The sequence below is a fragment of the Streptomyces sp. NPDC046122 genome, assembly GCF_056429965.1.
In genome coordinates this window covers 802767-816931 of the sequence record NZ_JBWKLQ010000002.1, presented here as the reverse complement: position 1 = coordinate 816931, position 14165 = coordinate 802767, and the positions used below count along the sequence as shown (strand labels likewise).

The following is a 14165-nucleotide window of genomic DNA, read 5'->3' as shown; positions in this document are numbered from 1 at the left end:
CCGCGGCTGTGAGGCCTCCTTGTGCGGCCCGGCTCAAGGGAGGGAAAGCCAGGGAGGTTTGAATTTTTCGGTGCGGGTTCATGAGGGGCGACTCCGAATGGTTCGGCAAAGTGTCCCGTTGCCGCATGCTAGGTCGGCCCATACCAAGCAGTACGAGGTTTGGGGGTTTGGCGTTCAGGAAGAGGGAAAACTTGCTCGGACGCTGCCCCGGATAGGGCCGATACGCGGAGTAACCCCGGTGGCAAGGGGTGCCCGGTGCGTGGGACGGACAGTCGATGCGTCCCTCTCGGCCGCTGCGGTACCCTGACGCCATGCGTGCCGTACGCCTTCTGCTTAGCGAGCCGCGCTGATCAGTCCCGGCGGATGAGAGATCCGGTCGGAATCGGCGCGGCGTCCCCTCCTGTGCGAGGGGATTTTTCATTGGCTGAACGTCACAGTTCATTCGCTGAACGTCACAGCCTGAATGTCGCAGCCGCTGGCAGAGACGATCGATGGAGCTTTGAGGATCATGAGCGAGACGAATTCTGCTGCCGAGGTGGCAGCACCGCACCGCTACACGGCCGCGATGGCTGCTGACATCGAGGCACGCTGGCAGGACTTCTGGGACGCCGAGGGCACGTACGAGGCGCCGAACCCCAGCGGGGATCTGGCGGGCGACCCGGAGCTGGCCGCCATGCCCAAGAAGTTCATCATGGACATGTTCCCGTACCCCTCGGGCGCGGGACTGCACGTCGGTCACCCCCTGGGCTACATCGCCACCGACGTGTACGCCCGGTACCAGCGCATGACGGGCCACAACGTACTGCACACCCTGGGCTTCGACGCCTTCGGCCTGCCCGCCGAGCAGCACGCGGTCGCCACCGGCACGCACCCCCGGGTGTCGACCGAGGCCGCCATGGACAACATGAAGCAGCAGCTGCGCCGGCTGGGCCTGGGCCACGACAAGCGCCGCTCCGTCGCGACGATCGACCCGGACTACTACAAGTGGACCCAGTGGATCTTCCTGCAGATCTTCAACTCCTGGTACGACAAGGAGGCGGACCGCGCCCGGCCGATCGCGGAGCTGGTGGCGCAGTTCGAGAGCGGGGAGCGTGCGACGCCGGACGCGCGCCCGTGGAGTGAGCTGAGCGCCGCCGAGCGCGCCGACGTCCTGGGCGGGTACCGCCTGGCGTACGCCTCCGACGCGCCCGTCAACTGGGCGCCGGGCCTGGGCACCGTACTGGCCAACGAGGAAGTCACCGCCGACGGCCGTTCGGAGCGCGGCAACTTCCCCGTCTTCAAGGCCAAGCTGCGCCAGTGGAACATGCGCATCACCGCTTACTCGGACCGCCTGCTGAACGACCTGGACGGCCTGGACTGGCCCGAGGCGATCAAGCTGCAGCAGCGCAACTGGATCGGGCGCAGCGAGGGCGCGCGCGTCGACTTCGCCGTGGGCGACGACGCGATCACCGTCTTCACCACCCGTCAGGACACCCTGTTCGGCGCGACGTACATGGTGCTGGCGCCCGAGCACGACCTGGTCGGGAAGATCGTCCCGGCGGCCTGGCCCGAGGGCACGCACGACGTGTGGACCGGCGGTCACGCCACCCCGGCCGAGGCCGTCGCCGCGTACCGCGCACAGGCCGCCTCCAAGTCGGACGTGGAGCGGCAGGCCGAGGCCAAGGACAAGACCGGCGTCTTCACCGGCGCGTTCGCGGTCAACCCGGTCAGCGGCGAGCAGGTCCCCGTCTTCATCGCGGACTACGTGCTGATGGGCTACGGCACCGGCGCGATCATGGCCGTACCGGCGCACGACTCCCGCGACTTCGCCTTCGCGCGCGCCTTCGAGCTGCCGATGCGGTGCGTCGTCGAGCCGTCGGACGGGCGGGGCACGGACCCGGCCGAGTGGGACGACGCGTTCGCCTCGTACGACGCCAGGATCGTGAACTCCGCCGGCCAGGACATCTCGCTGGACGGGCTGGGCGTCGTCGAGGCCAAGGCGAAGATCACCGAATGGCTGGCCGCGCGCGGCATCGGAGAGGGCACCGTCAACTACCGGCTGCGCGACTGGCTGTTCAGCCGTCAGCGGTACTGGGGCGAGCCCTTCCCGATCGTCTACGACGAGGACGGCATCGCCCACCCGCTGCCCGAGTCGATGCTGCCGCTGGAGCTGCCGGAGGTCGAGGACTACTCGCCGCGCACGTTCGACCCGGACGACGCGAACACCGTTCCGGAGACGCCGCTGTCGCGCAACGAGGACTGGGTGAACGTCACCCTGGACCTGGGCGACGGTCCGAAGAAGTACCGGCGCGAGACCAACACCATGCCCAACTGGGCGGGTTCCTGCTGGTACGAGCTGCGCTACCTGGACCCGAACAACAGGGAGAAGCTGGTCGACCCGGCGGTCGAGCAGTACTGGATGGGGCCGCGCGAGGGCATGCCGCACGGCGGCGTGGACCTGTATGTCGGTGGCGCCGAGCACGCCGTGCTGCACCTGCTGTACGCGCGGTTCTGGTCGAAGGTGCTGTTCGACCTGGGACACGTCTCGTCGGCCGAGCCGTTCCACAAGCTGTACAACCAGGGCATGATCCAGGCGTTCGTCTACCGTGACTCGCGCGGCATCGCGGTGCCCGCGGCGGAGGTCGAGGAGCGCGACGGCGCGTTCTGGTACCAGGGCGAGAAGGTCAGCCGCGTCCTGGGCAAGATGGGCAAGTCCCTGAAGAACGCCGTCACCCCGGACGAGATCTCCGCCGAGTACGGCGCGGACACGCTGCGCCTGTACGAGATGGCGATGGGCCCGCTGGACGTGTCGCGGCCGTGGGACACCCGTGCGGTGGTCGGCCAGTACCGGCTGCTGCAGCGGCTGTGGCGCAACATCGTCGACGAGACGACGGGCGAGGTCACGGTGGTCGACACGGAGCCCGACGAGGACACGCTGCGGGCGCTGCACAAGGCGATCGACGGCGCGGGCCAGGACATGGCGGGGATGCGTTTCAACACCGCCATCGCCAAGGTCACCGAGCTGAACAACCACCTGACGAAGGCCGGCGGCCCGCTGTCGCGGTCGGTGGCCGAGCGGCTGGTGCTGCTGGTCGCGCCGCTGGCACCGCACATCGCCGAGGAACTGTGGCGCAAGCTGGGGCACACGGACTCCGTGGTGTACCAGGACTTCCCGGTCGCCGACCCGGCGTACGTCGTGGACGAGACCGTGACGTGCGTGGTGCAGGTCAAGGGCAAGGTCAAGGCGCGTCTGGAGATCTCCCCGTCGATCGGCGACGACGAGCTGGAGAAGCTGGCGCTGGGCGACCCGGCGGTAGTCGCGGCGCTGGGCGGCGCGGGGATCCGCAAGGTGATCGTGCGGGCCCCGAAGCTGGTCAACATCGTTCCCGCGTGATCGCGGCGCCGGGCTTCGCCGGGTAGGCGGGGCCGGGGCGGCCGGCTTCGCCGCGCACGCGGCGGCGGGGACCGGCGGGTGCCAGGGCTTTCCCCTACGGGTAGGTCGAGGGTTGCGATGGAACCCTCGGCCTGCCCGTTCCGTTTACGGTGGAGAGACCACACGCGAGCCGAGTGGACCGACAAACGGAGGGGCGCTCATGGACGCCGTCACGCTGATCCTCATTCTGGCGCTGCTTTGCGTGGCGTTCGTGTCGGCGGGGGTGTACGTGAGCGTGAAGGCGGTCGGCGCGGCCAAGCGCGGCATGGACCGCAAGATCACGCAGGCGCGGCGCACCGTCGAGGACACCACCCTGCGTGCGAAGAGCTTCGGGCAGGTGGGGGTCGCCGGGGAACTGGCACAGCTGAGGCTCGACCTGCGTACGTCGATGAGGGCCACCCGAGAGGCGCTGAACGCGGGCGTCGCGGAGGACGCGTCCCTGTCGGAGTCCGTCGCCCTGTTCGAGCGGCTGAGCGCCCACGGACACGAACTGGACGACGACCTGAAGCGGCTGGAGCGCGAGCCGGACAAGGCGCGGGTCGGGGAGCGGCTGCCGGAACTGCGGGAGCGTACGGAACGGGTGACGCACGCGGCCGATTCCCTCCGGTGGGCGGCGCGGGACCGGGCCCAGCGGTTCGCCGACGACGACCTCGCGTCCCTGAGCGCGCAGATCGAGGTGGAGTCCGGGGCGCTGCGGCACTGGGCCACGGGGCCTGACGCCGATGCTTCCCGGGCGGCGGACGAGGCGGGTGCGGGCACGGCTGAGGCTGCTGGGGCCGGCGGGCCCGGTGGGGCCGGCAAGGGTGCCGGCCGCCGGGCGCAGGGGTCCCAGGAGGATGAGGCGGCGCGCCGGGCGGCCTCCGGGCCCCAGGCGATCACGGCTCGTGACCCGCAGTGGCAGCCGACGTACCCGTGGGAGAAGACGGCCCGCCCGGAGGGCACCGTCTGAGCCTGTTTGGGGGACTTTCCGAGAGCGTCCCGTGCGTACGGTCCGAGACCGTCGTCCGCAGGGAGCCGTCGGAGGCCGTCCGTCGGTTCGGCACCGGTTCGGTGGGCACTGTCCCCGACTGCGCATGTGGCGCCGTCTGCAACCTTCCGAGGCCGTTCCGGGACAGTTCCGGCACCCGGGCGGATCATTGGGCGGGCCCGGACTGCCGCCGGGCGCCCCCGCCGGGTAACCTCCCGCTCATGTCCCGCCATGTCGCGATCGTCACCGATTCAACGGCCTACCTGCCGCAGCAGACGATGGAGCGGCACGGCATCACCGCGGTGCCGCTGACCGTCGTCATCGGCGACCGGGCCCTCGAAGAGGGCACCGAGATCTCCGCCCGGTCGCTGGCCCAAGCCCTGCAGAAGCGCCGGTCCGTGACGACGTCCCGGCCGAGCCCCGAAGTGTTCGCCGCCGCCTACCGCGCGGCCGCTGAGGCGGGGGCGCAGGGGATCGTGTCGCTGCACCTGTCCTCCGAGTTCTCCGGCACGTACGACGCCGCCGTGCTCGCCGCCCGGGACGCGCCGGTGCCGGTGCGGGTCGTGGACACCGGCATGGTCGCGATGGCCCTCGGTTTCTGCGCGCTGTCGGCGGCGGAGGCGGCCGAGGCGGGCGGCACGGCCGACGAGGCGGTGGCCGCCGCGGAGAAGCGCGCGGCAGGGATGTCGGCGTACTTCTACGTGGACACGCTGGACTACCTGCGCCGCGGTGGCCGCATCGGCGCGGCGCAGGCGCTGCTGGGCTCGGCCCTCGCCGTGAAGCCGCTGCTGGAACTGGACGGCGGTCGTATCGAGATGCTGGAGAAGGTACGGACGGCCTCCAAGGCCATCGCCCGGCTGGAGGAGCTCGTCGCGGAGCGGGCGGGCACCCGACGCGTGGACATCGCGGTGCACCACCTCGCGGCTCCCGAGCGGGCCGAACGGCTGGCGGAGCGGCTGCGCGTCCGGATCGGCGGCCTGGCCGAGCTGCACGTCAGCGAGGTGGGGGCGGTGATCGGCGCGCACACGGGACCGGGGCTGCTGGCGGTGGTGGTCGCGCCGCACTGAGGTCCGGCCGCGCCCCACCGGGGGCTGGGGCGCGTGTTGCCGGGGTCCGGGTTGCGCGTCACCCGCGTCGTGGTTGCGCGGGCTGAGGCTGAACGTCCGCCTTCCGGGTGGCGGAGATATCCACAACCGCGGGGTTCTCCACCGGAATTGACCATGATCAGCGGGTCCGGACGGATGTGCCTAGCGTCTCGTGGCATGGCTCCTCACACACGCTCACGTTCACATTCCGCCACCAGTGGCCCGGGCCGCGCCCCTGCTTCCGACAGCCGGGCCTCCGACGGCCGCGCTTTTGGTGCCCGGCCCCGCCCGGGGGCCGGCCGGGGCGGGCGGCTTCTGCGCCGCCGCGTCCAGGAGGCCGCCGCTTCGGCGGCGTTGCGCCGCCGGGCGGAGGCGCTCTTCGAGCCGCCACCGCGCGGACGCCCACCCCGGGCCGACAGGCGTACGACTCGTGCGCCGATCGTGCCCCTGCCGGTTTCCCGAACGCCGCTGCCTGCTGCGCCGGGTGCACCCGGGCGGGTCGCTGCCGACCCGGGCCGCTCCTCCTCGCTTCCCGCGGGCTCGTTGCCTTCCGGCTCGGGAGCTTTCTCGCGGGTCGGGGCGCGTGCGGCGCCTCCTCGGACCCCGCCGGGGCCGGCGCGCGCTGCGGGCATCGGGCACACCGGTGGGGTGCGGGTGGTAGCCGCCGGGGCGGGGCGCCCGGATCCGGTGCCCGGGCCGGTGGAAGCGGGGGACGGGGGCGCCGAAGCGCCGGTGGATGTTCCGGTGCCTGTGCCGGCGCCCGACGATCGTGCGGGCGGTGAGGCACCGGCACGTGGCCGCGGCATGGGGCGGGCGCGGGCGGCCGTGGTGGAGCGGTTGCCCGTGTGGGTCCAGTCGCGGTGCGGGTGGGAACCCAGGACGCTGGCCGCGTTGGCGGTCGTCCTCGTCGTGGCCGCCATCTTCGCCGTCCAGCATTACTGGACGGGCAGGCCCCAGCCCGTCCGGCCTCCGCATGTGGTCGGCGAGGGCCAGGTCGCGGCGCGCCCGGAGCCGTCACCGGGACCGCCTCCGGCGCCGGCCGCCGGTGAGCCGGGCCGGGCGGCAGATCCTGGCGGCGAGGGGCGCATCGTCGTGGACGTGAACGGAAAAGTACGCCGGCCCGGCCTGCACCGGCTGCCCGCCGGATCCCGGGTGGCGGACGCCCTGAGGGCCGCCGGCGGCGTCAAAGCGGGTGCGGACACCGCCGGACTCAACCGCGCGCGCCTGCTCATGGACGGCGAGCAGGTGGCCGTCGGAATTCCCGGACCGGCCGGCGCGGCCGGTCCGGTCGCCCCCGGTGGTCCGGGGGCCGCCGGCGCGGCGACGGGGCCGGTCGGGCTCAACGCCGCCACCGCCGAGCAGTTGGAGACGCTGCCCGGGGTGGGTCCCGTACTGGCGCAGCACATCATCGACTACCGCACGGAGCACGGCGGTTTCCGCTCCGTCGAAGAGCTCCGCGAGGTCAAGGGGATCGGCGACCGCCGGTTCGCGGACCTCCAGCCGCTCGTACGGCCATGACGCGCCCGGTGGTTCACGTCGCGTCCGGACATCGGCTCGGGGCCTCCGACCCCGGGGAGGAGGGGCCTGCGGATCTGCGTCTGGTGCCGCCCGCGCTGGCCGCCTGGGGTGCGGCTGCCGTCGCGCTGGGGGCCACCGGGCGCCGGGCGGCGGTGTTCGCCGTGCTGTGCGTGGGGACGGCGGCCGGACTGCTGGTGGTCAGGGCCGTGCGGCAGGGTCGGGTGTCCGCGGTCCGGGGCCGGTGGCCGGGCGTCACGGCTGTCGCCGCCGTACTGCTGGGTGCGGCGGCGGGGGCCGCCTCCGCCGGGCTGCACGCGGCCGACCTCCACCGTGGCCCCGTGCCCGGCCTGGCGGGCCGGTACGCGTACGTCACGACGGAGTTGACGGTGACCTCGGACGCGCGCACGGTCCGGCCCCGCGTGCGCGGCGACCACACGCTGCCGAGGCTGCTCGTGCTCAACGCGGACATCACGCGCGTCACCCGCCTCACGGGAGGCGACCGGGCGGCGACCGACGTGCGCACGCCGGTCCTGCTGGTCATGCGGGCACGTGGGCTGGCGGCGGCCCACTGGGAGCGGTTGCTGCCGTCCACCGGGCTGCGGCTGACGGTGCGGCTCGCACCGCCGACGGAAGGCGGCGGCGACCGTGTCGCCGCCGTGCTGCGCGTGCCGGACGGCGCACGCCCGGAGACCGTACGCCCGCCGAGTGCCGTACAGCGCACCGCCGGTGGGCTCAGGGCCGGCCTGCGCGAGGCGACCGACGGGCTCGCTCCGGACGCGCGGGCCCTGCTGCCGGGGCTGGTCGTCGGCGACACCTCCCGGGTGCCGCCCGAGTTGCAGGAAGCCTTCGAGGTCACCGATCTCACTCACCTTCTCGCGGTGTCCGGCAGCAACCTCACCATCATCCTGGTCCTGCTGATCGGGCCGCCCGGCACAGCGCTGCGGGCCGAACGCGGCGGGCTCGCCCCGCGCCTCGGGATCCCGCTGCGGGCGACCGCCCTGCTCGGCGGGGGACTGACGCTCGCCTTCGTCGTGGTGTGCCGGCCCGAGCCGAGCGTGCTGCGGGCCGCCGCCTGCGGGCTCATCACACTGCTGGCCATCGGCACCGGCCGCCGCAGGCAGTTGCTCCCGGCGCTCGCGGCCGCCGTCCTGCTGCTCGTGCTGTACGACCCGTGGCTGGCCCGCAGTTACGGGTTCCTCCTCTCCGTACTGGCCACGGGCGCCCTCCTCACCATCGCCCCGCGCTGGAGCGCCGCGCTGCGACGGCGCGGCGTGCCGCCGAGGCTCGCCGAAGTGCTGGCGGCGGCCGCCGCCGCCCAGGCCGTGTGCGCGCCCGTCGTCGCGATGATGGCGGCCCGGGTGAGCCTGGTGGCGATCCCGTGCAACCTCTTCGCCGAGTTCGCGGTCGCTCCCGCGACGGTGCTCGGGTTCGCGGCGCTCGCCACGGCTCCGGTGGCGATGCCCGTCGCCGAACTGCTCGCCCGGTGCGCCGGCTGGCCGGCCGGATGGATCGCGGCTGTCGCCCGCGCGGGGGCCGCGCTGCCCGGCGCGGAGGTCGACTGGCCCGGCGGCTGGCGCGGCGGGCTGCTGCTGGCGGCCCTGACGGTCGTCGCGGTCATGGCCGCCCGCCGCCTCCTGCGTCACCCGTGGCTGAGCGCGGCCTGCGCGCTGCTGCTGGTGCTCGCCGTCCTGCGGCCCGCGCCGCTCACGCGGGTCGTCACCGGCTGGCCGCCGCCCGGCTGGAAATTCGCCATGTGCGACATCGGCCAGGGGGACGCTTCCGTCCTCGCGGCGGGCGAGGGAACGGGCGTCGTCGTCGACGCGGGGCCGGACCCCAAGCGGGTCGACCGCTGCCTGCGCGCGCTCGGCGTCACCCGGGTCCCGCTGGTGCTGCTCACCCACTTCCACGCCGACCATGTGGCGGGGCTGCCGGGTGTGCTGCGCGGACGCTCGGTGGGCGAGATCCGTACGACGAGCCTTCAGGAGCCAGCGGAACAGGCCGCGTTCGTCCGCAGGATCGCGGCTGCGGCGCGCGTACCGCTGCTGGAGACGGCGCCGGGGGAGCGGCGCCGAATCGGCCCGCTGTCCTGGCGGGCCCTGTGGCCGCCGCCCTTCCCCGCTCCGGACCCAGGGGAGCCCAACGACGCCAGCGTCACCCTCATCGTCCGCTCCGGCGCCCTCAGTCTGCTGCTCCTGGGCGACCTCGAACCCCCGGCGCAGCAAGCCCTGCTGAGGGCCCATCCGACCCTTCCGCCCGTGGACGTACTGAAAGTCGCCCACCACGGCTCGGCCTACCAGGACCCGGCTCTGCTCGCCCGCGCCCGCCCCCGGCTGGCCCTGGTGTCCTGCGGCCGTGACAACCCGTACGGCCACCCCTCGCCCCGTACGCTCACCGCACTGCGCACGGGCGGAGCAACCGTGCTGCGCACGGACACGGACGGGGCGATCGCGGTGACGGGGGCGGGGCCGGACCTGCGGGCGCTGGCGGAGGGGGGAGACGCCGGCCCGTAGAACGAGGCCGGCACCTGGACAGGGCGCCGGCCCCTAGACGAGCCAGTTCCCGTCCCGCATCAGTTCCCGCTCGGCCAGTTCGTTCTCCTCGCGCCACGCCTTCACGGTGCGCGGTGTGAGGCGGAGGTACACCCAGGCCCTCCGGTCGCGCGGGTCCCAGCCGCGCAGCTTCGCCGTGAAGGCGTCGGCGGAGCCGGTCGCCAGGTCCGAGCCCTCCACCGGCTCGACGGCGCCCTCGATCAGGACCACGTCCCTGGTGTGGCCGAGACTGACGCGTGCCTCACCGGCCGGGGTGAGGTTGCGTGCTGTCGGGTTCGTCCGCCGGGTGCACATCAGGATCGTGCCGACGTCCCAGACGAAGGACAGCGGCACCAGGCAGGGCACGCCGTCCGGTGAGGCAGTCGCGACCCAGAGGTCCTCGTCCTTCGCCAGGCGGTCGAGGACGTGCTGCTTGCGCTGTTCGCGGGGGCGCGCCGGTTCCGTGATCGTCATGCCCGCACGCTAGCGACGTCCCACCCGCACGCGCCTCGGCCGAACGGCCTAGGACCGGGGGCGGGGAGGGGAGAGGCGGCGGCCGCGCGTCAGGGGCGTTCGAGCCAGCCCTCGTACTCGCCCGCCAGTGCGTGCAGCGCGTCGTCGTCGAGTCGTGCGCCCGGGTCCTCGACGACGACCAGCCACTGCGCGTCCTCGGCGTCGTCCTCGCCGGCCAGCGAATCGCGTATGAGCTGCGGTTCCTCGACGGCTCCGAAGCGCTCGCAGACCGCCACGGCCACCTCCTCGGCGGCTTCCCGGTCGGGCAGGACGAGTACGTGTCTCACATCGCTCACCTGCCCATTCTCCAACACGAACGTCTCCCGGCACGCGAGGGGCCGTCCCCGCGAGTGCCCGTCCGCGCGAGGGGCTGTCGGTGGGCCGTGGGATGCTGGACCACGATGGCCACCAGGAAGAACTCGACCGACGATCCGCTCGCCCCCCTCACCCTCGCCGTGGGGCAGGAGGACCTGCTGCTCGACCGCGCCGTGCAGCAGGTGGTGGCGGCCGCCCGCGCCGCCGACGCCGACACCGACGTACGCGACCTCACGCCCGACCAGCTCCAGCCCGGCACCCTCGCCGAGCTGACCAGCCCGTCGCTCTTCTCCGAGCGCAAGGTCGTCGTCGTGCGCAACGCGCAGGACCTGTCCGCCGACACGATCAAGGACGTGAAGGCGTACCTGGACGCCCCCGCCGAGGAGATCACGCTCGTACTCCTCCATGCGGGTGGCGCCAAGGGCAAGGGGCTGCTCGACGCCGCCCGTAAGGCCGGGGCCCGCGAGGTGCCCTGCCCCAAGACCACCAAGCCCGCCGAGCGGCTGTCGTTCGTACGGTCGGAGTTCCGGGTACTGGGCCGCTCCGCCACCCCCGAGGCCTGTTCGTCCCTCGTCGACGCCATCGGCAGCGACCTGCGCGAGCTGGCCAGCGCCGTGGCCCAGCTCGTCGCCGACGTCGAGGGGACGATCGACGAGGCGGTCGTCGGGCGGTACTACACGGGCCGCGCCGAAGCCTCCAGCTTCACGGTCGCGGACCGCGCCGTGGAGGGCCGGGCGGCCGAGGCCCTGGAGGCCCTGCGCTGGTCGCTGTCGACGGGCGTGGCGCCCGTCCTGATCACCAGCGCGCTGGCCCAGGGTGTCCGGGCGATCGGCAAGCTGTCCTCCGCGCGCGGCGGCCGCCCCGCCGACCTCGCCCGCGAGCTCGGCATGCCGCCGTGGAAGATCGACCGCGTACGGCAGCAGATGCGCGGCTGGACACCGGACGGCGTGGCGCTCGCCCTGCGGGCCGTCGCCGAGGCCGACGCCGGCGTGAAGGGCGGGGGCGACGACCCGGAGTACGCGCTGGAGAAGGCGGTCGTCACCGTCGCCCGGGCCGCCCGCCACCGCTAACCCTGATCGCCCGAAGCCCGTCGGCCCGGACCGCACGAAGCCGCCGGCCCGGCACGGAAGCGCGCCGGCCCGGACGCCACGGACGCCTGGCCCGGACCGCACAAAGCCCCGCCCCCACGCAGCCCCCGCCACCACAAAGCCCCCGCCACCACAAAGCCCCCGCCCCCACACAGCCCCCGGGCACGCACCCCCATCCCCGCAAACCCCCGGACAGCACGAAGGCCCCGGCCGCCGTCCTGGGGAGGACGGGGCCGGGGCCAACGTGTGAAGCCCTGAAGCCTGTCAAAGCTTTGATGCGCCGCACCCGCGTGGCGAACGCAGGCCGCGTGCGGCGCGAGGTGCCGGGTCAGGAGCGGAAGAGAGGGCCCGCTGAGTCCCTACCGGCGATCGTGCGGGTCGTACAAGCGAATGCTCAGCCCTGGAGGGAGGCAACCTTGTGCGCCAGCGCCGACTTCTTGTTGGCGGCGGCGTTCTTGTGGATGACTCCCTTGGAGACTGCCTTGTCGAGCTTGCGGGAAGCCTCGCGGACGGCCACGGTGGCCTTCTCGAGGTCACCAGCGGTGACAGCCTCACGGGCCTTGCGGATCGACGTCTTGAGCGAGGACTTGACGGCCTTGTTGCGCAGGCGCGCCTTCTCGTTCGTCTTGTTCCGCTTGATCTGGGACTTGATGTTCGCCACGAAAGAGCCTCTACAGGTTCGTTGGATCTTCGATGAGTGCCCCGCCGGCCGGAGAGCTACTCCGAGGGTTGTGAGACACAGCTGCTCAGCGTACCAGCGGCCCGCCGGACGGCCCAAACCGAGACCCGGCCGCCGTCCGTGGGACCATGGAAGCTACGTATCGATCCAACATCGCCCCGAGACGAGACCCTGCGTGCCCGCGACTCCTACCCACGTGCCCGAGCCGAGCCGTACCGACCCGGCGCTGATCCGCAACTTCTGCATCATCGCGCACATCGACCACGGCAAGTCCACGCTCGCCGACCGGATGCTCCAGCTGACCGGTGTGGTCGACCAGCGGCAGATGCGTGCTCAGTATCTCGACCGGATGGACATCGAGCGCGAGCGCGGCATCACGATCAAGTCCCAGGCGGTACGGCTGCCCTGGGCGCCCAACGAGGGCCCGGACGTGGGCAACACCCACATCCTGAACATGATCGACACGCCTGGCCACGTCGACTTCACGTACGAGGTCTCCCGGTCGCTCGCCGCGTGCGAGGGCACGGTGCTCCTCGTCGACGCCGCGCAGGGCATCGAGGCGCAGACCCTCGCCAACCTCTACCTGGCGATGGAGAACAACCTCACGATCGTCCCGGTCCTCAACAAGATCGACCTGCCGGCCGCCCAGCCGGAGAAGTTCTCCGAGGAACTGGCCAACCTCATCGGCTGCCAGCCCGAGGACGTGCTCAAGGTCTCCGCGAAGACCGGCCTCGGCGTGGACGCGCTGCTCGACCGCGTCGTTCGCGACATCCCGGCCCCGGTCGGCGACGCGGACGCGCCCGCCCGCGCGATGATCTTCGACTCGGTGTACGACTCGTACCGCGGCGTCGTCACCTATGTGCGTGTCATCGACGGCGGGCTCAACAAGCGCGAGCGCATCCGCATGATGTCGACCAACGCCACCCACGAGCTGCTGGAGATCGGCGTCTCCTCCCCGGAGATGACGCCGTCCGACGGCATCGGCGTCGGCGAGGTGGGCTACATCATCACCGGCGTGAAGGACGTCCGCCAGTCCAAGGTCGGTGACACGATCACGTCCCTGCACAAGGGCGCCACCGAGGCCCTCGGCGGCTACAAGGACCCGAAGCCGATGGTCTTCTCGGGCCTGTATCCGCTGGACGGCTCGGAGTACCCCGACCTGCGCGAGGCGCTCGACAAGCTCCAGCTCAACGACGCCGCCCTGGTGTACGAGCCGGAGACCTCGGCGGCGCTCGGCTTCGGCTTCCGCGTCGGTTTCCTCGGCCTCCTGCACCTCGACGTGATCCGCGAGCGCCTGGAGCGCGAGTTCGGGCTCGACCTGATCGCCACCGCCCCCAACGTGGTCTACCGCGTCGTGATGGAGGACGGCAAGGAACACACCGTCACCAACCCGAGCGAGTTCCCCGAGGGCAAGATCTCGGACGTGTACGAGCCGGTCGTACGGGCCACCATCCTCGCCCCCAGCGAGTTCATCGGCGCGATCATGGAGCTCTGCCAGACCCGCCGCGGCACGCTGCTGGGCATGGACTACCTCTCCGAGGACCGCGTCGAGATCCGCTACACCCTCCCGCTCGCGGAGATCGTCTTCGACTTCTTCGACCAGCTGAAGTCCAAGACGCGCGGTTACGCGTCCCTCGACTACGAGCCCACGGGCGAGCAGGCCGCCTCGCTCGTCAAGGTCGACATCCTGCTGCACGGCGACCGGGTCGACGCCTTCTCGGCCGTGACGCACAAGGACGCGGCGTACGCGTACGGCGTGCGGCTCGTCGCCAAGCTGCGCGAGCTCATCCCGCGCCAGGCCTTCGAGATCCCCATCCAGGCGGCCATCGGCTCCCGGGTCATCGCGCGCGAGACCATCCGCGCCATCCGCAAGGACGTCCTCGCCAAGTGCTACGGCGGTGACATCTCCCGTAAGCGGAAGCTGCTGGAGAAGCAGAAGGAAGGCAAGAAGCGGATGAAGATGGTCGGCAGCGTGGAGGTCCCGCAGGAGGCCTTCATCGCGGTGCTGTCCAGTGACGACTCCGGAGCCAAGAAGAAGTAGTCACGTTCCGCCACCGCGT

The 14165-nt window shown here is 72.4% G+C and carries 10 protein-coding genes; 7 read left to right on the top strand and 3 right to left on the bottom strand.

Translation table 11 applies throughout. From position 1 onward, the window contains the following. Window positions 1–508 precede the first annotated feature (508 nt). The 5 genes from leuS (at window position 509) to AC07FK_RS08570 (ending at window position 9492) form a co-directional block, all read left to right on the top strand. Entirely contained in the window at window positions 509–3373 is a 2865-nt protein-coding gene (gene leuS / locus AC07FK_RS08590; RefSeq protein ID WP_479103717.1) for a leucine--tRNA ligase, read from the top strand. Between the two features lie 199 nt (window positions 3374–3572). Then, window positions 3573–4361: a hypothetical protein gene (locus AC07FK_RS08585; protein ID WP_479103715.1), complete on the top strand. Its 789-nt coding sequence runs from the start codon at window positions 3573–3575 to the stop codon at window positions 4359–4361. Window positions 4362–4600: 239 nt separating this feature from the next. Further along, window positions 4601–5446, top strand: coding sequence for a DegV family protein (locus AC07FK_RS08580; protein WP_479103713.1), 846 nt, complete (start codon window positions 4601–4603; stop codon window positions 5444–5446). Window positions 5447–6355: 909 nt separating this feature from the next. Further along, a complete protein-coding gene (locus AC07FK_RS08575; RefSeq protein WP_479103711.1) occupies window positions 6356–6982 on the top strand; it encodes a ComEA family DNA-binding protein in 627 nt (208 codons plus the stop codon). Next, entirely contained in the window at window positions 6979–9492 is a 2514-nt protein-coding gene (locus AC07FK_RS08570) for a ComEC/Rec2 family competence protein (RefSeq protein WP_479103709.1), read from the top strand. The genes AC07FK_RS08575 and AC07FK_RS08570 overlap by 4 nt, the downstream gene beginning before the upstream one ends. A 33-nt stretch (window positions 9493–9525) precedes the next feature. Here AC07FK_RS08570 and AC07FK_RS08565 read toward each other — a convergent pair whose 3' ends face one another. Both AC07FK_RS08565 and AC07FK_RS08560 read right to left on the bottom strand, forming a co-directional pair. After that, a complete protein-coding gene (locus tag AC07FK_RS08565; protein ID WP_479103707.1) occupies window positions 9526–9984 on the bottom strand; it encodes a pyridoxamine 5'-phosphate oxidase family protein in 459 nt (152 codons plus the stop codon). 89 nt (window positions 9985–10073) lie between these two features. Further along, window positions 10074–10319: a hypothetical protein gene (locus tag AC07FK_RS08560; protein ID WP_453404199.1), complete on the bottom strand. Its 246-nt coding sequence runs from the start codon at window positions 10317–10319 to the stop codon at window positions 10074–10076. Between the two features lie 105 nt (window positions 10320–10424). Here AC07FK_RS08560 and holA point away from each other — a divergent pair, with 105 nt between their 5' ends. After that, entirely contained in the window at window positions 10425–11408 is a 984-nt protein-coding gene (holA, locus tag AC07FK_RS08555; protein WP_479103705.1) for a DNA polymerase III subunit delta, read from the top strand. Window positions 11409–11820: 412 nt separating this feature from the next. Here holA and rpsT read toward each other — a convergent pair whose 3' ends face one another. Continuing rightward, window positions 11821–12087, bottom strand: a complete 267-nt coding sequence (gene rpsT / locus AC07FK_RS08550) for a 30S ribosomal protein S20 (RefSeq protein WP_028813489.1) — start codon at window positions 12085–12087, stop codon at window positions 11821–11823. 193 nt (window positions 12088–12280) lie between these two features. Between rpsT and lepA the strand changes: the two genes are divergently transcribed. Next, a complete protein-coding gene (gene lepA, locus AC07FK_RS08545) occupies window positions 12281–14146 on the top strand; it encodes a translation elongation factor 4 (protein ID WP_479103703.1) in 1866 nt (621 codons plus the stop codon). Window positions 14147–14165: the final 19 nt, after the last annotated feature.